Source organism: Paenibacillus sp. B46(2026), assembly GCF_056786355.1.
The window spans coordinates 2,680,976-2,700,735 of the sequence record NZ_CM165907.1; the positions used below are offsets into that span (position 1 = coordinate 2,680,976).

Consider the following 19,760-nt stretch of genomic DNA (forward strand, 5'->3'; position numbering starts at 1 on the left):
AACTTAGGAGAGGGAGTTTATATGGGAATTCAGAATGACATCAAGCTGTGGGATCAGGTACAGGTTCGCGTGCTTGATGTGCGACTTATATCCCTCGCACCACACGAGTTCATACGCAATTATGTGTTACCGACCAGTGCATTTGTGTATGTTCAAGGCAGGGGGCAGGTCGGGCTGGATGAAGAGGTATGGACTACAAACCAGTTCTTGCTGCTGCATGGGGGAAAAGGAAGACGTTTGACGCTTGAAGCGACAGGGGTTATGGAGGTATATCTGATTTTGTACAAATCAACGTTGCCCTCCAACGTGCTTGTGGAGTACCGAATGATGTTGAACCAGCGTAATCCGTTTGAAGAGTCCTGGGCGACAGTGCCGGATCATACACTTGAGTTACGTGAGCTTGTGCGGAATATACATGAATGCTGGTCAGGGCAGGAGCGAGTGGGCAAAATTCAGGTCAAAGTGTATTTCTTTCAATTGGTACAGCTTGTCTTGTTACAGCGGAGTCGCATGTTTAACGAAGTTCAACAGCCTTCGCTTACCGATCAGGTTTTGCGATATGTCAAAGCTCATTACCGGGAATCGATCTCACTTGATTCGCTTGCCCAGTCCTTGAGTTACAGTCCGCAATATTTATCACGCAAATTCAAGGAGCAGACGGGATGTACACCGACAGAATATGTAATTCGTTTACGAATGGGTGAGGCAAGGAGTTTGCTTGCGTCTACAGAAGCTTCATTACAGGAGATTGCTGCGTATGTGGGTTATATGGACCCGTTTTATTTCAATCGTATATTCAAAAAAGAGACCGGTATCACACCAGGGCAATATCGGTTGAAGCAGCAGGCAAACTCGAAATCAGTTTCAAAAAGTACATTAAATGCAACAAATCAATCCATTGTAACAGGAGGGGATGAACGTTATCCTTTAATTGATGATGATAATCATTATCAATATAAGGGAGATGAGGAAATCAACATGTTTAACCATTTTAAATCAGCGATCATGTCGCTTGCGCTTGTACTCACATTGAGTGCTTGTGGAACAGCCCAGCAGGGGGCAGAAACATCCGATGTTGCGGCTGAACCCGAACAACCGGCAGTAGTGGAAACCCAAATGGTAAATACGACCTTTGGTGAGGTAGAAATTCCTGCACATCCGGAGCGAGTTGCTGCCATTGATTATCTGGGAACGGTGCTTGCTCTTGGTGTCAAACCGATTGGTGGAGGACAATTTCTGATGAACAGCCCTTATCTGGAAGGCCACTTGGATGATCTTGAAACCATAGGGGATTCCGTTGAACAATTGATGGAGCTGGAACCTGATCTCATTATTACATTGAATCCGGACAAGGCCGCTTATGAGAAATACAGCAAGATTGCGCCAACCGTTTCGATCGCATCCATCACATTCCCGACACTGAAGGATGAAGTGAACTATTTTGGTAAAGTCCTTGGCAAAGAAACGGAAGCTGAGAACTGGCTGACTGATTTCGATGAGGAGATTGCCAAAATCAAGCAGGAGGTGCAGAGCGTTGTCCCAGCTGACGCTACATTCTCCGTTATGCAGGAATATGATCGCCAAGTCTTCATTTTTGGCAATCAGTCGGGCCGAGGAGGACGTAACATCTACGAATTGCTTGGTTTGCAAGCTCCGAAGAACATTCCATCCGAGTTGATGCAGGGCGCCTATCATGAATTCTCCATAGAACTGCTCTCCAAATACGCTGGAGATTACATTGTGTTGACCAGCAATGCTCAGCTGAAAGACCTTCAGGCAGATCCGGTCTGGGGTTCATTGCCTGCTGTCAAAAATGGAAAAGTGTACATATGGACGGAAGAACAATCCTGGTTCCGTGACCCCATCGCCTTGTTGAAACAGACACAGGATCTGGCCGAATGGATTATTGGACTTAATACACCGTCTAAATAAGGAACGGCGGTTCCTGCGCATAGTTAAAGGCCCGAATGCATTTCAAATGCACAGCGGGCCTTTTTCCTTTTTTTTTGAATCCATGTGTCTTGATTGTGATACTTCTCGTCTATTGGATTTCCAAGATCTCAACCGCATAACCGTCCAGTTTCAGCTGAGGGCCTTTAGGTTTCCCATCCAGTGCACTGGTATATGAAGCATGGAGTTCAATGGAGGCAGGTTCGGGGCTCAGATTGAGAATAAAACGGAACGTTCCATTCGGACCCGAGCGGGTGGTCACCTGTACACCATCTGGCAAAGACTGAATTCCGGAAAGGTCACAGCTTTCTGCGATGCTTCGCAATAACTGGCTCAAATACGCTTCTTCCGGCTGGGTTGCCACATAATAGACCTCACCTTCACCCCAGTTATTCTTGGTCACAGCGGCACTTTCAGCATAGAATTGATCCGCATACACAGCGACCGGTTGTGCCGTGTCCAGTTCCAATACATCCACCCACTGGGAAGCGGTATAGAGACGGCCTTGTTCATCACGAATCTGAACGGTATCACCGCCAACAGGATCATACTCGGTAACCCGAACACCACTACAGGCAGACAACAGACCTGGGAGCGGAGCCATGACACAGACATTATTGTTGTTCTTGACACCAGTACGATGGGTTAAGACCAAGATGCCTCCGGCCGCTGCAAAAGCTTGCAGACGTTCTGCTGTAGTCTCATCCAGTAGGTACAGGTGCGGAGCCATGATGATTTTATAGCCATCCAGTGGCTCTGAAGTGTGTATAACATCCGTACTGATACCCAATTTGGTTAAGGCACGATGCCAGACCTTCATATTTTCGTAGTATTCCAGTCCTTCGGCTTGCGGCTGAATTCGAAGAGCGTTCAATTGGTCATGTGAATGTAGAATCGCAACTTCATTATGCAATGTTGAACCCTGGAGGCGCTCACTGAGCCTGTTCACTTCGGTACATAGCTGTTGAAACTCCTTGAAGCGTCGCCCCGGAACGTTGCTGTGATCAATCAGGCCATGCCAGAACTGTTCTGCTCCTGCAGTTGCGCTCCGCCAGCGGAAATGCACAACCGCATCAGCTCCACGAGCAATTGTCTGCCAAGCGTAAGCACGCAGGAAGCCGGGCTGCGGTGTACGCCACATCGGGAACCAGCATCCCGGAGGGCCGCTCAGCTGCTCCATGATCCAGAAGTTGCGGCGTTTAATGCCGCGTGTCAGATCCAAAGAGAGTGCGCCGCTGTATGGCGCGGTATCTGTTTTGTTCGGTGAAGGGTTCGGATAATAATCAAAGGAAGCGAAGTCCAGCTCCTGACCGATTTTATACTGATCCGCCTTTTGCGGATAACTGTGAAAATTATGTGTGACAAAATGCTTAGGACAATTGCGGCGAATAATCTCGACCTGAATATGTTGAAAATCCACAATGGAATCAGACTGAAAACGGGAGTAGTCCAGCAGGAATGAAGGATTCTGGAACGAGGAGCCTCCATACGGCGGCGTAACCTGTTCCCAATCGCTGTATTCCCCGCTCCAGACCACAGTCCCCCAGGCTTGGTTCATCTGCTCCAGTGTGTTGTAGCGGGCATGAACCCATTCGCGAAAAGCATCCGCACAGGCGGCACACTGACAATCGGTGAAGCTGAATTCATTGTCTGTCTGCCAACCGATCACGGCCGGATGCCCGGCATAACGCTCGGTCAGCTTTTGTACAATTCGTGCACTGTACGTTCGCATACTGAGACTGTTATAACAGCGATGACCCCGAATGCCTTCGTGATACGGTTGACCAGTTGGAAGCACAGGCAGGACATCAGGACACTTTTCAGTGAGCCAGCGTGGTGGTGTCATGGTTGGCGTACCGATCACAACCTGAAGTCCATGGTTATGAAGTGTGTCCATCGCCTGATCAAGCCATGCCCACTCGAATTGTCCATCCGTAGGCTCCATGCGGCTCCAGGCGAATTCCCCCACACGGACAATATGTACCCCGCTATCGGCCATTAAACGGGCATCCTGTTCCCACATGGTGGGGTCCCAATGTTCAGGATAATAATCAACGCCCATTTGCACGGGACGGTTTGTATTCATATCGGTTGTTCTCCTTTAGTATCAGCATCATGATCTTGTGAATCCTGTACAAGTCTATTTCATTGTATACTGGATAATAACAAGGGAATATAACAACATGTTGCGACAGCATATCATGATCTTGCTATTCAACATCTCCATATTTTATACGTAAACAGGAGGTTGAACATATGCGAACACATTGGTTTATGCCTGAGCCGGGATTCGCCGGGTACACCTGTTATCCAGTGGCCTATGGAAGATATATCGATCCAGAGCATGGGGAGCATCGTCCAGACGGGATACGGGAATACAATTTACATCTGATTTTCAGTGGACAGGGATATGTCCGAACAGAACAGGGAAACGTCCGTTTGCTGGCTGGACAAGGTTTTTTATATGCACCAGGGCAGACCCAGCATTACTATGCTGATCCTTCCGACCCTTGGGATGTCAGATGGATTCATCTGCAAGCCTACGATCTGGAGCGATTGCTGGACCTCCGTAGTCCGGACAAAGTTTGGCTGTTTTCATTTTCGGGATTCGAACGCTTCGTGGCGTTGCATGAACAATTATGCCAGCTTGGTGGAACTTATGAGAGTGTACATGAACCCAGATTGTCTGCTGTACTATACGAGTTACTGGCAGAACTTACGAGGAATTCGGAGTCGCTGGCGGGGACGTCTTTACTGAATCATCAGGAGACAATCCGTTCAACGGCCGATTATATCCGTCGCCATTTTACGCAGCCGCTAAGTCTTGCCGACATGGCAAATACAGCAGGATACAGTATGTATTATTTTAATCGCATGTTCAAAAGCATCATGGGGGTTCCCCCAGGCCGATATCTGCTGGATTGCCGTATGCTGGCGGCGAAGAAAAGTCTGGCAGATTCAGATCTGACGGTGAAACAAATTGCTTCTCAATGTGGCTTCACACACAGCAGTTATTTTATTCGTATGTTTCGAACTTACATCGGAATGACGCCGCAGCAATTCAGGCTGCTCTATAGTTCAGGCAGTGCAGAAAAGGGAGATGCCATAACAACGGAGGATTGAATCCACATGAAACTCCAAAAAAACCGTGCTGCCCAGTTTGCTGAACAGCACGGTTTTCATATTCTTATGTAATGACTGAACAGTAGAAGGGGATTACCTGCATGTACGGAGATAATGGTGTGATTACCGTATTAGAGTTATTGGTTCTTTTGTTCGTTCTGGATTTCTTGCAGATCCTCTAGTTGGAGTGTGAGGTCATTCTCGGGATTAGCGCTCAGAATGACTTCTGACTGCGATTGTTGCTGACCTGGCTGGTTCGACTTGGCGGCAGGTTTGATCACGTAGAGACTCTGAACGGAGTTGAGCAGGCTGGCAGGGGTGTCTTCATACGTTTCCAGGAAAAGCACATAGTCTTTGGTAGGGATCAGCTTGAGGTTGTCATCATTAATAATCTCGGTGTTGCCCAATTGTCCGCCAAGTTGCTTCACTTCAATGTGTTCCCCGGCCGTGTAACCGCCCTTATAGGATTCAGCAATCTGAATCGTGTGAATCGTATAGATTTTGTCAAAAGAAGACGGCTCGCCGCCCGGATCGGACGCTGGGTTTAACTCGTTTTCATTCGCAGCATTGGTAACTTGTACGATATCGTTTAAAGCTTCCACACGAGTCTCAATAACACTACCTTTCACAATGGTATTTGCTCTCTCGGACAGGTCGCCAATACTGGCATAACTCGGGTAATCTTCAGAAGCAATAATGGTCATGGGTGCATTGGACGGGGACGCGGTAGGTGTAACAGAAGAGCATCCAACAGCAGATAGAATGAAAATGGAAGAGAGAAGCAGCGTTAATACTCGATTTTTGTTCATGGACAGGAATCCTCCTTGGATTTTGGAATAGTTTGTAGCGGATTAGTACTTGGATCTTACGTTATTGATATCAAAAGTTTGGGGTTTGGTCATGGAGTTGCGGTTGCGGGAGTAAGACATAATGGAAGGACTGCTTGTTGTTGGGTTGTCACCGAGCCAGATGGAGTGTCCGAGTTCGTGGACAAATACGCTTTGAATGAAGTTGGATAAGTTGGTCGCGTCAGGGGTGATTGTGGATGCATTGAGTTCGATGCGGAAGCTTACGACTTGACTGCCGGATACGGAGGCGTAGTTGACACCATATGCTGTATTATTGAAGTTTCCTGCGGTGATGGTGTTTGGGGAGTTACTTGTTTTGGTGAATTTAACTTTGGCACCTGCATTGTTCCAGTTGGTAAGGGAAGCGTCCATGGGAGTCTGCCATGCGGAGGTGTAATTATACGTACGAATGGGGATGGTGGTGCTGGGATAACCGTAGGTTAGAAAGGTTGCCGCATAGATGGTACTGCCAAACATCGCAATCGCTGAGAACAACATGAGGCTCATCAAAAACTTCCTTTTCATACTTAAAACCTCCAATAAATGTATTTTATTCTCTATTATAGTAACAAGTAATATTGGAGTTGAAATGAGTCCGAGGTCGTTGTTTTTGTCGTGAAAAACATGAAATATACCTTGATCCGACCCTAATGGTGTCAAAATAAGTCATTTTCTGTTCAGTGTTCATGAATAATTTCCCTGAAATTACAAACAATACGTTCAACTTCTCATAGGGAAAGGTAGTGCTTGAACATGTGCAACCGTTTTTCATTGGCAGCCGATTTGGACGATGTCAGAGATCATTTCAAGATTCAGCGAGTGATGTATTATTACAAAAACCGATACAATATCAGCCCAACCCAGCATACGCCAATTATTTTGCATCAGGATGGTGAGCGTGTATTGGATGAGTTCCGGTGGGGGTTCATTCCATTCTGGGGGCGTGATGCCGTTAACGCAAATCTCATGACGGTGCATGAGAATCCTTCCTATTACAAACTGGTAGAGACCAAGCGCTGCGTCATTCCCTGCAATGGATTATATTATTGGCGGCAAGAGGGCAAAAAAAGTTATGCGGTTCGTGTTGTCATGCCCGATCGCGGTCTGTTCGGCATTGCTGGGTTATACGAGGTGTGGAGAGATACACGGAAAGAGCCGCTTCGTACCTGCACGATGCTTATGACAGGCGCAAACATGGTTACACGCGAGTTTGGCAGTAAAATGCCAGCGATCCTTTCCGAAGAAGAGATCAACACCTGGCTTGATCCTGCCAATACACGAGTGACTCAGTTGTTACCGCTATTGAAATCGTATAACAGTACAGAGATGAATCTGTATCCGGTAACACCAATGGTCGCCAACGATGAACACGACTGTTACGAATGCGTGGAAGAAATGGATCAGAAGCTGGCTTACGTTCGGAGTTTCTGAGTATTTTTTGGATGATGTGAAGAAAATGAAGAGGGCTGAGAGTCTGGAGACACTCTGCTCTTTTTTTCCTTTCTGAAAATGAAAAGTTGCAATTGCAGTGAAACGTAACTATAATCATTACAGTAAGTGAACGCATATATTCATATATCTATTAAAAGAGATATTTATAATCAGGAGGGAACCACGAATGAATCCAAAGTTTAACCAGATGTTTGAACAAGCTTCACTGCCGACTGGTATTACACTGAAAAACCGTATCGTGCTCGCTCCCATGACTCATATGTCCTCGAATGCTGATGGTACGATATCCGACGCTGAACTTGCTTATTATGCACGTCGCACCGGTGGTGCTGGCATGTCAATTACGGCTGTAGGGCATGTAACAGAGCATGGCATTGGTTTTCCGGCTCAGTTTGGCGTCTATGATGACCGCTTCATTCCTGGTCTGAAGAAACTGGCTGACACCATGAAACAACAAGGCTCCGTTGCCGTATTGCAAATTTTCCATGCGGGCCGTCTGACGCCTGAACAAGCTGTACCTGCGGGTCAAGTGGTTGCTCCTAGTGCGGTTGCAAGTGAGCGTCCGGGATCGCCTGAACCAAGAGAGTTGACGGATGCCGAGATTACTTCCATTATCAAAGACTTTGGTGAAGCGACACGTCGTGCCATTGAAGCCGGATTTGATGGTGTTGAGATTCACGGTGCTAATGGTTATCTGATCCAGCAATTCTTCTCCCCTCATTCCAACCGACGTGAAGACCGTTGGGGCGGAAGTGTCGAGAAACGTCTTACTTTCCCGCTTGCTGTAGTGGATGAGATTCAGAAAGTGGTTGCCGAACATACCAAACTGCCGTTCATCATTGGTTACCGTTTCTCCCCGGAAGAACCGGAAACACCGGGACTCACGATGGAAGATACGTATGCACTGGTGGATGCACTGAAAGATAAAAACCTGGATTACCTGCACGTTTCCCTGAACGAATTCTGGTCCAAGCCAAGACGTGGCGAAGCAGATACACGTTCAAGAATGGAATTCATCCTGGATCGTGTGAACGGCAAATTGCCTGTGATCGGTGTAGGTTCGATTCATACGGCAGATCAAGCCGCTGAGGCGCTTCAAACGGGAGTACCGTTGCTAGCGATTGGACGTGAACTGATTATCGAGCCGGATTGGGTCGAGAAAATCGAGAGCGGACGTGAAGAAGATATTGAAACGATTCTGACCAAATCGGATCAGGAACGTCTGGTTATCCCTGACGGGCTGTGGAATGCAATCATCCACACACCGGGCTGGTTCCCTATGGCAGAAGATAAATAAGATACACTTCAGGACTGGAATGGAGGGGGCGAAAGCTCCCTCTTTTTGCACATGGTCCAAATTCTCCTTGTCATCGCTCTGTGTTATGATGGATGTACAGGATGAACTGGATAATCAACGGTTTGGAGTGAAGGAATATGCTCGTAGCTGAACGGTATGAGAAAATAGTGGAATGGGTGGATACGCAAGGCAGCATGCGTGTGACCGAACTTAGTGAGCGCTGCGGGGTGACGGAAGAGACGATTCGTCGTGATCTGGACAAGCTCGAACAGGCAGGCAGGCTCAGGCGCTCCCATGGCGGGGCGGTCAGCGTAAAATACAAGGAAGAGTTACAGTCGGAGATTCCGTATCCGGAACGGGCTGTAGCCCATGCAGAAGAGAAGCGCAGAATTGCAAGCGAAGCGGTGAAAATGGTGGAATCCGGCGACCGGATCGCCCTGGATGCAAGTACAACGGCGTGGTATATGGCGGCAGGATTGCCGAACATTCCACTCACGGTATTAACCAACTCGATAAAGGTCGCCGCAGAGCTGAGTAACAAGGAGCAGATTCGTGTGATTGCCACAGGTGGGCAACTGGCTTCGAAGTCACTGTCTTTTGTAGGACCGCTGGCGGAACGTTCGCTTGATGCCTATCATGTGGATAAAGTATTTCTGTCTTGTAAAGGGGTGCATCTGACCAAAGGCATCAGTGAATCCAATGAATTACAGGCCTTGGTGAAGCAGAAAATGATCCATATTGCGGATGAGGTCATTTTACTTGCAGATTCCAGCAAATTTAACATACAGGCGTTTACCAGAGTTGCTGAGATGAGCAGTGTGGGCAAAGTGATTACAGATCAGGGTGTAGATGAAGAGCACGTTAGCGCATTGATCGAGCAGAATATTACGTGTATACGTGTGTAAATAAGAAAGGAATGAATGTCATGAAACATCCTTTTCATCTGAAAGCGGTATGGAGTGGTGGGCGTAACAGTGAGGGAACAATCGATGCAGGTGGATTAAAAACGGTCATATCGATTCCACAGGAGATGGGCGGACCCGGTACGGGAACTAACCCGGACGAGATGCTGCTGGGTGCAGCCTCCACCTGTTACCTGATCACGCTGGCAGCGATGCTGGAACGTTCGGACATTACGCCAGATGAATTGACGCTTGAATCGGAAGCAACGGTAGATGTTACGAATAACGTATTTACGTACGAACGGATTGTACATAGACCCCGGATTGTACTCAGCCAAGATGCTTCAGAGGCGGATCTGACCAAGGCTGAGCGCTTGGCGCACAAGGCTGAATCATCCTGCATGATCTCCCGAGCGGTGGCAGGTAATGTCGAGATGGAGACACAGCCGGTCATAGTTACTACAGGAGCTAACGCGGTGTGATATACCGAAGAATAGACGATTCAAGTTGTCATTTGTGTAAAATAAGGAGTAATTCGGTATGAACACACAGAAGCGCAAGACTAACCGCTGGGTACGTTTAACACGTGCTATGAAGCTGAATTTTCTCAAATTGTTACGTGCTCCCGGAGGTGCCCATAAAGTATCTACCGGATTTGCCATAGGGTTCGGACTGGAACTGATCGTGATCTCGACCGCTTCCCTGATATATCTCGTATTTTATCCGATTGTGCGACTGTCTGGGGGTTCGATGCCAGCAGCGATTGTTGGCAATGTGATCGGGAAACTTACGTTTTTACCTATTATCCTGATGCCGCTCGCCAAACAAATTGGCTCATGGATATTGCCTGCTCACAGCATGGGACAGGGACTGGTACACGAGAGTGCATTCATGGAGCTGTTTCGCGGAAACTGGTCGGCCGTGAGTGAATTGTTGCTTGGTGGATTGGATATTCTGGCAGGCATGTCCGTGTTTGGTGTCATTCTGGGTGTGATTTCGTACTTTGTCGTAAAATTTTTCTACGTCAGAGCACTCAACCGGCGTTATGAACGCCGGCTGGAGAAACGCCGACAAGCCGATATCGCTTCGGTATCACCTCCGGTATTAATCAGGAAGCCATCACAATCATAATGGGCAGTATGAACATGGATGCTGCGGTGGTCCACAGAATACAGCGGGATACAAACTGCGGAGAAGCATTGAACTGTTCAGCCAAAATAACAGCGTTCACTGCGGTCGGCATCGATGCGAGGATCAGCAGCACACTGAACAACGTACCTTCTACCTGAAGAGCGGTCAGAATCAGCCAGGACAGGATCGGCGCAGCTGCGAGACGGACCACAAGCCCGGTCCAGAAAGCTCGGCGTACATTGGGTAGCCAAGGCACCGTTGCACCTTTTGGTCTGAGCATCTGTGCTCCCAGAATGGCGAGAACGACAGGAGAGTAGCCCGCAGCCAGCATGGAGATGCCTCCATCCAGCGCTTCAGGCAGGCTCAGATTAGACGCACGCAGCGCAATGGCGATGCCTGCAGCATAGATGGATGGCATGCGGAAAACGGACAGAATCGCCTCTTTCACCGTGAATTCGGATCTCGCGGCAAAAAAGATACCTACCGTATTGACAATAATCATCTGTCCTATGACGTAGACGGAAGCCTTGTCGAGTCCAAGCTGACCAAAGGCAAGCAGTACAAGCGGGAGCCCGTAATTTACGCAGTTTGTAAACGTGGAGACGAGGGTGAGACCCGCTTTTTCGCTTGCAGCCAGACGGAACATTCGGCTTAACAGCTCGGCGAGGGCCCACAGAGCAATCAGATTAATAATAGAGAACCAGAACGTGCTGGTGACGTCCGTCCAGGTAATCTCTGCATGCAGCAATGTATTGAAGATGAGCGCAGGGCTCAAAATATAAAGGGAAAAGGTCGAGAGCGACCGGGTATCCCAATTCTTGAAGCGTTTTAACAGAATACCTCCAATCACGGGAAGTGATATCGGCAGGAACACATGGTATAACGTGAGTAAAAATGAGTGAAGCAATGCAATTCAGTCCCTTCTGGATGAAAAACCTATCTTATCATAGCAGAAGATGCATCTCATATGAATGGATTTCAGTATGATGATGTGTAGTAATCGCCTTGCTTAACTAAGGATTTCCCTGATGGGCAGCGACAGCGGATTGCTATTTTGATATGGCAGATTTATTATAGAAGAGGTGCAACAAGATTACATACACATAGAGGAGGAAACTGTAATGAGTGAATCAAAACGCTTGCTCGTACTTGCCGGCTCTTATGCCGAAGCGGAAAATGAGGGCATTTATGCATATGAATTGAATGAGGATACAGGCAGCTTGTCCAAGCTTGACGGCATCGCGGGTGTGAAAAACCCAACGTTTGTCAACGTGGATGCTGAAGGAAACAAACTGTATGCGATTGGTGAAACAGCGTCAGCTGAAGGCAACAAAATGTCTGAAGCGGTAGCTCTGAGCATTGATCCTTCTACAGGAAAATTAACGTTGCTGAACCGGAATAACTCCATTTCAGCTCCACCATGTCATATCCAGCGTGATCCTTCCGGTAAATACTTGATTCTCTCCAGCTACCACGGTGGTCTGGTAGGACTGCAAGCCTTGACGGATAACGGTGAAGTTGGAGCGCTTCTGGACGAGAAGAAACATGAAGGCCAAGGTGCGCATCCTGAGCGTCAGGACAAGCCACATGTTCACTCCGCATTCTTCAGCCCGGATGGTAAATACATGATGGTACAGGATCTGGGCGCAGATAACATCGCGATCTATTCTATTGATGCAGACAAAAATGAACTTGTGCTGCACAGTGAAACCAAAACGCATCCGGGAGCTGGCCCACGTCACTTGGCGTTCCACCCGAATGGTCAATTCGCTTATGTCATCAATGAGGTGGATTCTTCCATTACTTCGTTCAAATATGATGCAGCAGCGGGCACGTTGACTGAATTGTCTACAGTATCTACACTGCCTGATGGATATGATGGCAAGGAGAATACAACAGCAGAAATCACAGTTTCCAATGATGGACGTTATGTATATGGTTCTAACCGTGGACATGACAGCATCGTTGTATTTGCAGTAGATGCAGACAAAGGTCACCTGACACTGGTTGAGCATGTATCTGCTGAAGGTGAGCACCCGCGTCATTTTGCTCTGACACCTAACGGCAAATTGCTGATCGCAGCTAACCGTGATACGAACAACCTCGTGACATTCACGGTAGATCAGGAGAGCGGACGTCTGAAATACACAGGTCACAGCACAGGTGTATCCAAGCCGGTATGCGTGAAACCTGTATATCTGTAATATTATAAATTTCTAAAACCAGCCCTGGCTGGATTGGAAATGATAACGACCCTGCCATGTGGCGGGGTCTTTTATATTGAATATCTAATCGGATGATTAGGCTGCTTGCTGTTCTGCTGTAAGCGGGCGGATTGGAATAGAGGATGAATCCCATCATGAGATACACCTAACAACGAATAATTATCAATAGTATCGTGGAAGTAACTACCCCACTTCAAAGTGCGTACTTCCTGAATGGATAGTCAGGGTCTACAATGAGTGAGTAGCCAAAACAAACACTGCATGCATCTGAACAGACAAATTGGTGCAGGCTAAATATCTGATTATTATTTTTACAGGAACGAATCATACTTGAACAACAAAGGAGAAATAAATGATGAAATTGCAATTGGCGCTCGACTTGGTAAATATCCCTGAAGGTATCGCACTGGTTAAAGAGGTTGAACAATATATTGATATCGTTGAGATTGGTACACCAATCGTTATTAATGAAGGTTTGCACGCGGTTAAAGCGATGAAAGAAGCATTCCCTAATCTGCAAGTTCTTGCAGACCTTAAAATTATGGACGCTGGTGGTTATGAAATCATGAAAGCAGCTGAAGCTGGTGCGGATCTAATCACTGTGCTTGGGGCAACCAATGACAGTACGATCAAAGGTGCAGTAGCAGAAGCGAAGAAACAAAACAAACAAGTTCTTGTGGACATGATCAACGTGCCTAACCTTGAACAACGTGCTCGTGAAATTGATGCGCTTGGCGTAGATTACATCTGTGTACACACAGGTTATGACCTGCAAGCTGAAGGACAAAGCCCGTTCGAAGATCTGCAAACGATCAAAGCTGCTGTGAAAAACGCTAAAACGGCTGTCGCTGGTGGAATCAAGCTGGAAACATTGCCAGAAGTAATCAAAGCACAACCGGATCTGGTTATTGTAGGCGGCGGTATCACAGGACAAGCAGACAAAGCGGCAGTTGCAGCTGAAATGCAACGTCTCGTTAAACAAGGGTAAGCAGATGAGCAAAACACAGTACGCAGCTGACATCTTGAAGGAGCTGGAACGTACGTTAAGCCAGATCGACGATGCAGAGATGCAAGCAATGGCTGAGCACATTCTGGCTGCGGAACAGATTTTTGTAGCAGGAGCAGGCCGGTCAGGACTTATGGGGAAGGCTTTTGCCATGAGACTGATGCAGATGGGGCTTCGTGTATATGTGGTGGGCGAGACCGTAACACCTGGGATCAGCTCGAAGGATTTCCTCTTGCTGTGCTCTGGCTCAGGAGAGACAGGCAGTCTGGTAGCCATGGCTCAAAAGGCTAGTCAAGCTGGTGCACCTGTTGGTCTCATTACGATTAAGCCAGAGTCCACGATCGGGAAATTGGCAACTACGGTAGTACGTCTCCCGGCTTCAGCCAAAGAGGACACAGCAACTTCCGGAGCGGCAGTAACCATTCAGCCGATGGGCTCGTTGTTCGAACAAGGACTATTAATTGGCATGGATGCTCTCATCCTTACGATGATGGAAATGAAGGGGATGACCGGAGCGGATATGTTTGGCCGCCACGCGAACCTGGAATAGTGAATAGATGAAAGACCGGAATCCTTTGATTATGAAGGGTTCTGGTCTTTTCTGCGATACATAGTCATTCATCTGTATAGGTTTTATCCGTAATTTTCAGTTAAACTTTGCATCCCGACCAGGCTGTAGTAGAATTAATAGATAGCTGTATCGAATGAATGTACTTATTACATCATGCATGGAGCGGAAAGCTTACCTCGTGTGAAGTGTCCCCGTGATATGTGTAATATACGCGATATAAGATTGAAGATGAGGGGGCTCGGAGCCATGGCAGCCGAAGTCAAGGAACGGATTAATCTGAAAGAAATCAACTGTGAGAAGGAATTGACCCTTGCGGTGATCGGTGGCAAATGGAAACTGATTATTTTATGGCATTTGGGTCTGGAAGGCACCAAACGTTTCAGTGAGCTGAAACGCCTGATCCCTCATATTACCCAGAAGATGCTGACCAACCAGCTACGTGAGCTGGAGGAAGACAAACTGATTGAGCGTAAGGTGTATGCAGAAGTACCTCCTCGGGTGGAATATACGTTGACAGATCACGGTCAGAGCCTGATGCCTGTCCTGCACGCGATGTATAACTGGGGTAAAAACTATGGTGAAAATGTAATCTGGAAAGAAAGCTAAATAAGTAATATTCACAGCGAACCGCCGGGTAAATGGATTCTTCCATTACCCGGCGGTTTTTTAGTTACTTTTAAATTTTGGTCACATGAGCAAAAGTTTATACTAAACGTAGAGGACAGAAATAGCTTGAAGAGGCGGAGCTAAAAGCTTTCTGAAAGAAAGCTACATCGCAATCATATACTGCCCTTTATCCTAAATACCCCTTTTATATAGATGGAACTAAACATTCACACGAGAACGTAGAGGACAGAAAGAACCTGAAGAAGCGGAGCGTTCGCCTTTATCACCGGATTTTCACCTTTGAAAAAGGGAATAAAAAAATCTGGGGATAACAGCGATCGGAAGGTTGTTCTGTCATCGAAGTGGTAAGTGTGAATAATCTTTAGTCCAATCTATACTCCCCTGAACCATTTTAGGAGATGTCATGTATAGATGAGCGGAATATGATACGATGAGAGATATTGGAAATGCAAGGAGGATGACAACTAAAGATGGAAAAAATACGTACACGTGCTGAGGTAAACCCAGAAACCACTTGGGATCTGAGAGACTTGTTTGCAACCGATGCAGAGTGGGAGCAGGAGCTTCGATCACTTCCCGAGGCTGCGGCCCAGATCGAAACGTTCAAAGGACGTCTGGGCGAAGGCGCTGATCAATTGCTGGCTTGTCTGGATGCTCGTGAAGCTTTGCAAGAGCGTATCGGCAAGACGGCTTCTTACGCCCGCCTGAAGCAGTCAGAGGATAGCACCAATCCAGTGAACATAGAGAACTCTGCCAAAGCAGGAGATATCCTATCAAATCTGTCGTCGTCCTTGTCTTTTATAAATTCAGAGATCGTCGAACTTCCGGATGGAACTGTAGAGCGTTATATTCAAGAACTTCCGGATCTGGAACCTTATGCACGCAGTTTGGAGCGTTTGATTCGAGAAAAAGCACATCGGCTCACGCCAGAGACCGAGAAGGTACTTGCCTCACTCGGAGAGGTGCTGGATTCACCATACCGTATCTATCTGCGCGGTAAACTGGCAGACATGACGTTTGACGATGCCCTCGATGGAGAGGACAATAATCGTCCACTGTCCTGGTCATTCTATGAAAATAATTATGAGATGTCGTCTGATACCAAGCTGCGCCGTTCTGCTTATGCTGCATTCAGCTCGACATTAAATGATTACAAAAATACGTTCGCAGAAGGTTATGCAACCGAAGTGAAGAAACAGGTTGTCCTATCCAGACTGCGTGGTTACGACGATGTTACAGATATGCTTCTCAGCCCACAGCAAGTGAGCAAAGAGATGTACAATAATATTCTGGATATTATCCAGCAGGAACTCGCACCTCATATGCGCAGACTGGCCGCTCTCAAGAAACGTGAGCTGGGTCTGGACAAACTGCTGTTTTGTGATCTGAAGGCTCCGCTTGATCCTGAATTTAGCCCTGCCATTACATATGATGAGGCGTGCACACTCATTCGAGAAGCACTTGATGTGCTTGGGCCGGAGTACGGCGAGATCGTAGAGCGCGCATTCATTGATCGCTGGGTGGATTACGCAGATAATGCAGGCAAATCCACAGGGGCATTTTGCTCCTCTATATATGGTTCACACTCCTATATCTTAATTTCATGGGCAAACAATATGCGCGGAGCATTTACACTTGCCCATGAGGTGGGGCATGCAGGCCACTTCATGCTTGCGGGACGTTACCAACGGCTCACGAATACACGGCCATCTCTTTATTTCATTGAGGCACCATCGACCATGAATGAAATGCTGCTGGCCGATCATCTATTGAAGCGTTCCGATAATCCGAGAATGCGTCGCTGGGTCATTTTGCAACTGTTGAATACGTATTACCATAACTTCGTTACACATCTGCTGGAAGGTGAATTGCAGCGCAGGGTCTATGCACGCGCAACCAATGATGAGCCCATTACGGCAAAGACGTTAAGTCAGCTCAAAGGAGACATCCTTTCCGAATTCTGGGGACCCGACCTGGTAATTGATGAAGGGGCCAAGCTCACGTGGATGAGACAACCTCATTATTATATGGGACTATATCCATATACCTATGCGGCAGGCTTGACGGCTTCTACAGCGGCAGCACAGCAGATTCGGGAAGAAGGACAGCCTGCGGTAGATCGCTGGCTTGATGCACTCAAAGCTGGTGGAAGTCTCACGCCACAGGAGTTAATGAAGCTTGCGGGTGTGGATATGTCCGGACCTGAGCCGATTCGCTCTGCGGTTGCTTATGTCGGCAGTCTGGTCGACGAACTTGAACGTCTGTATTCCTGATCTGGTTCATATAGTATACGGACAAGGCAGAACGGGGTGTCTGCATGCACCGCCTTCCTTGCGTGGGGGCGGTGCATCTTATTTTTGCAAGGGGAAAGGAACGATGATGAATGGCGTTAACGAGCGTGTCCTCATCGATGGGCCGATTAAGCGTAGACGGCTTTGGTGTGTTTGATGACATGAATGGAGTACCAGGTTTTGAAGGCAATCAGGGTGGTTTTTTTTCGGGATTTAATGAGTTTGCTACAATGAATGCATTTGCTTCGATTTTCATTGGTGCCATATTTCTCATCATTGCGGGAGTTATTGTTTTTGTTATTATTTCAGGCATACGTTCAGGGTTGTCAAATAACGCGGCAGCCTTGTTAACCCTGCACTCAACGGTGGTAGCCAAACGAACGGAAGTCTCAGGTGGAAGCGGCGATAGCAGTGCGACTACCCGGTATTATGTTACATTTGAATTCGACAATGGGGAGCGCACTGAACTGATTGTTGGCGGAAAGCATTATGGCATGATGGTGGAAAATGATCGAGGGATGCTGACGTATCAGGGGACACGCTTCAAGCATTTTGAGAGAGATGTACAACCCCAGTCAGGGATAAGCAAAGGCCAGTTTTATACGTAAAAAAAGAAATGCGGCTCCTCCCAAGTGGGAGAGAGTCGTTTTTGGTATACCCAAAAGAAAGAAAAACCGAAGGGTATTCAAACGCTTACAATGGTGATATACTCGTAAAATAAAGTAAAACAGTATTAAACAAAAACAAACAAACAATAAATACAGATTAAAGTGCAGGGTTACGGACTGAATCAAGAGATACCGTTTGGAAAATAGGATTGGTTCGAAAGGTTGGTGAAGCGCGGTGAGTGTGCTGGCTTATGATTTGGGCGCTGGGAGCGGGAGAACGCTACTGGGACATCTGAATGATCGAGGGATCGAAACGAGCGAAATTCATCGGTTCAAGAATGAACCAGTGAAGGTTGGCGAGCGGATGCACTGGGATATTCTGCGATTACATCATGAATTGTTGCAAGGGCTTACCCTTGTGAAACAGCAGGGAGAAAAGCCAGAGAGCCTGGGGATCGATTCCTGGGGCGTTGATTTTGGTCTGCTTGGCAGTAATGGTGAGTTGCTTGGTAACCCGTATCATTACCGTGATACACAGTTTAACGGCATGATGGATCAGGTACGCCAAGAGCTGAGCTCTCAGCGAATCTTCGAACGTACAGGGATTCAGTTTCTTAGCTTTAATACCCTGTACCAATTGGCGACGCTTCAACGCAGCGGTTCCCCGTTACTTCATGAAGCAGAGCGTTTTCTCATGATTCCGGATTTGCTACGTTATTTCCTGACAGGGGAAGCGGTGAATGAGTTCACCAATGCAACGACAACACAATTATACAATCCATTGGCGGGTCAGTGGGACAGTGAGTTGCTGGCGCATATTCGCATTTCGGAAAAACTGTTTGGTGAAGCCGTGCTGCCCGGCACTCGTGTTGGACAGTTGCGCAGCAGTATCTGCAATGATCTGGGTCTTTCCTCGATACCCGTGATCGCGGTTGCGGAGCATGATACGGGTTCAGCTGTTGTGGCTGTTCCTGCAACGGAACGTTCATTTGCTTATCTGAGTTGTGGAACCTGGTCTCTGATGGGAACGGAGATAGATCATCCGGCAATTAGTGCCGAGAGTCTGGCCTTGAACTTCACGAATGAAGGCGGGGCGGGCGGAACATTCCGTCTGCTGAAGAACATTATGGGCTTATGGATTTTGCAGGAAAGTATGCGTGAGTGGGAGCGCCAAGGGCAGGGAATTAGCTATGATGCGTTATTGGCGAAGGCGGAACAGGCACCTTCATTTGCCAGTTTGTTTGACCCGGATGATGAACTGTTCATGCCAGCAGGGGATATGACCACGCGTATACGTCAGTATTGCCGTGATACAGGGCAAGTGGTACCAGAGGATCAGGGAGCTATTGCCCGGGCAATTCTGGAGAGTCTGACATTGAAGTATAGGAGAGTCCTGGAATGGACGGAACAATTATCGGGACAGACGTTCAACGGATTGCATATGGTCGGTGGAGGCATCCAGAACCGCCTGTTATGTCAGTGGACTGCAAATTCCATTGGCAAGCCGGTATGGGCAGGTCCGGCAGAGGGAAGTGCCATCGGGAATATGGCTGTGCAATGGATGGCGAGCGGAGCTTTTAAAGATATCTGGGAAGCCCGTAAGGCCATTCATGATTCATTTCCGGTAACTGCGTATGAGCCACAGGACAGGTCAATCTGGGAAGATGCTTACGGCAGATTTCTGCGTGTGACGGCTTCATCTAATTCACAAGCGGGGAGTGAGGTGTAA

General features: G+C 47.6%; 18 protein-coding genes. 14 read left to right on the forward strand and 4 right to left on the reverse strand.

Features of this window, described 5'->3' with window-relative positions; all coding sequences use genetic code 11:
* Window positions 1-21 precede the first annotated feature (21 nt).
* On the forward strand, window positions 22-1,932 hold the full coding sequence (locus tag AC1S8V_RS12375; RefSeq protein ID WP_482073828.1) for an AraC family transcriptional regulator: 1,911 nt from the start codon (window positions 22-24) through the stop codon (window positions 1,930-1,932).
* 109 nt (window positions 1,933-2,041) lie between these two features.
* Here the strand turns inward: AC1S8V_RS12375 and AC1S8V_RS12380 are convergent, their stop codons facing one another.
* On the reverse strand, window positions 2,042-4,036 hold the full coding sequence (locus AC1S8V_RS12380; RefSeq protein ID WP_482073829.1) for a beta-galactosidase: 1,995 nt from the start codon (window positions 4,034-4,036) through the stop codon (window positions 2,042-2,044).
* A gap of 170 nt (window positions 4,037-4,206) precedes the next feature.
* Here AC1S8V_RS12380 and AC1S8V_RS12385 point away from each other — a divergent pair, with 170 nt between their 5' ends.
* Entirely contained in the window at window positions 4,207-5,073 is an 867-nt protein-coding gene (locus tag AC1S8V_RS12385; protein ID WP_482073830.1) for a helix-turn-helix transcriptional regulator, read from the forward strand.
* A gap of 137 nt (window positions 5,074-5,210) precedes the next feature.
* On the opposite strand, the gene AC1S8V_RS12390 is transcribed toward AC1S8V_RS12385, so the two are convergent.
* Window positions 5,211-5,882, reverse strand: a complete 672-nt coding sequence (locus AC1S8V_RS12390; RefSeq protein WP_482073831.1) for a hypothetical protein — start codon at window positions 5,880-5,882, stop codon at window positions 5,211-5,213.
* 42 nt (window positions 5,883-5,924) lie between these two features.
* Window positions 5,925-6,446: a zinc metalloprotease gene (locus AC1S8V_RS12395; protein WP_482073832.1), complete on the reverse strand. Its 522-nt coding sequence runs from the start codon at window positions 6,444-6,446 to the stop codon at window positions 5,925-5,927.
* A gap of 228 nt (window positions 6,447-6,674) precedes the next feature.
* On the opposite strand from AC1S8V_RS12395, the gene AC1S8V_RS12400 reads away from it, so the two are divergent.
* From AC1S8V_RS12400 to AC1S8V_RS12420, 5 genes are all read left to right on the forward strand, one after another.
* A complete protein-coding gene (locus AC1S8V_RS12400; protein ID WP_036608866.1) occupies window positions 6,675-7,352 on the forward strand; it encodes an SOS response-associated peptidase in 678 nt (225 codons plus the stop codon).
* 187 nt (window positions 7,353-7,539) lie between these two features.
* A complete protein-coding gene (locus AC1S8V_RS12405) occupies window positions 7,540-8,670 on the forward strand; it encodes an NADH-dependent flavin oxidoreductase (RefSeq protein WP_482073833.1) in 1,131 nt (376 codons plus the stop codon).
* A 137-nt stretch (window positions 8,671-8,807) separates the two neighbouring features.
* Complete coding sequence (locus AC1S8V_RS12410) at window positions 8,808-9,575, forward strand: DeoR/GlpR family DNA-binding transcription regulator (RefSeq protein ID WP_338594103.1); 768 nt, start codon at window positions 8,808-8,810, stop codon at window positions 9,573-9,575.
* A 20-nt stretch (window positions 9,576-9,595) separates the two neighbouring features.
* Window positions 9,596-10,054: an OsmC family protein gene (locus tag AC1S8V_RS12415; protein ID WP_482073834.1), complete on the forward strand. Its 459-nt coding sequence runs from the start codon at window positions 9,596-9,598 to the stop codon at window positions 10,052-10,054.
* A gap of 58 nt (window positions 10,055-10,112) precedes the next feature.
* Complete coding sequence (locus AC1S8V_RS12420; protein WP_017688937.1) at window positions 10,113-10,703, forward strand: DUF2062 domain-containing protein; 591 nt, start codon at window positions 10,113-10,115, stop codon at window positions 10,701-10,703.
* Here the strand turns inward: AC1S8V_RS12420 and AC1S8V_RS12425 are convergent.
* Window positions 10,681-11,610 carry an AEC family transporter gene (locus AC1S8V_RS12425; protein WP_482073835.1) on the reverse strand — a complete coding sequence of 310 codons (930 nt, stop codon included), beginning with the start codon at window positions 11,608-11,610 and terminating at the stop codon, window positions 10,681-10,683. The genes AC1S8V_RS12420 and AC1S8V_RS12425 overlap by 23 nt on opposite strands.
* A 214-nt stretch (window positions 11,611-11,824) precedes the next feature.
* Between AC1S8V_RS12425 and AC1S8V_RS12430 the strand changes: the two genes are divergently transcribed.
* The 7 genes from AC1S8V_RS12430 to AC1S8V_RS12460 all read left to right on the forward strand — a co-directional run bounded on the left by AC1S8V_RS12430 (window position 11,825) and on the right by AC1S8V_RS12460 (window position 19,760).
* A complete protein-coding gene (locus AC1S8V_RS12430) occupies window positions 11,825-12,907 on the forward strand; it encodes a lactonase family protein (protein WP_338708592.1) in 1,083 nt (360 codons plus the stop codon).
* 376 nt (window positions 12,908-13,283) lie between these two features.
* The gene (gene hxlA, locus AC1S8V_RS12435) at window positions 13,284-13,916 is read left to right on the forward strand and encodes a 3-hexulose-6-phosphate synthase (protein ID WP_036670570.1); all 633 of its coding nucleotides are present in this window, start codon (window positions 13,284-13,286) and stop codon (window positions 13,914-13,916) included.
* Window positions 13,917-13,920: 4 nt separating this feature from the next.
* The gene (gene hxlB / locus AC1S8V_RS12440; RefSeq protein ID WP_047842632.1) at window positions 13,921-14,484 is read left to right on the forward strand and encodes a 6-phospho-3-hexuloisomerase; all 564 of its coding nucleotides are present in this window, start codon (window positions 13,921-13,923) and stop codon (window positions 14,482-14,484) included.
* 267 nt (window positions 14,485-14,751) lie between these two features.
* Window positions 14,752-15,111 (forward strand): winged helix-turn-helix transcriptional regulator, encoded by a 360-nt coding sequence (locus AC1S8V_RS12445; RefSeq protein ID WP_062833989.1) that lies wholly within the window; start codon window positions 14,752-14,754, stop codon window positions 15,109-15,111.
* A 491-nt stretch (window positions 15,112-15,602) separates the two neighbouring features.
* Entirely contained in the window at window positions 15,603-17,405 is a 1,803-nt protein-coding gene (gene pepF, locus AC1S8V_RS12450) for an oligoendopeptidase F (protein ID WP_482073836.1), read from the forward strand.
* 137 nt (window positions 17,406-17,542) lie between these two features.
* On the forward strand, window positions 17,543-18,031 hold the full coding sequence (locus AC1S8V_RS12455; RefSeq protein WP_482073837.1) for a DUF2500 domain-containing protein: 489 nt from the start codon (window positions 17,543-17,545) through the stop codon (window positions 18,029-18,031).
* 235 nt (window positions 18,032-18,266) lie between these two features.
* Window positions 18,267-19,760, forward strand: a complete 1,494-nt coding sequence (locus tag AC1S8V_RS12460; RefSeq protein ID WP_482073838.1) for a rhamnulokinase — start codon at window positions 18,267-18,269, stop codon at window positions 19,758-19,760.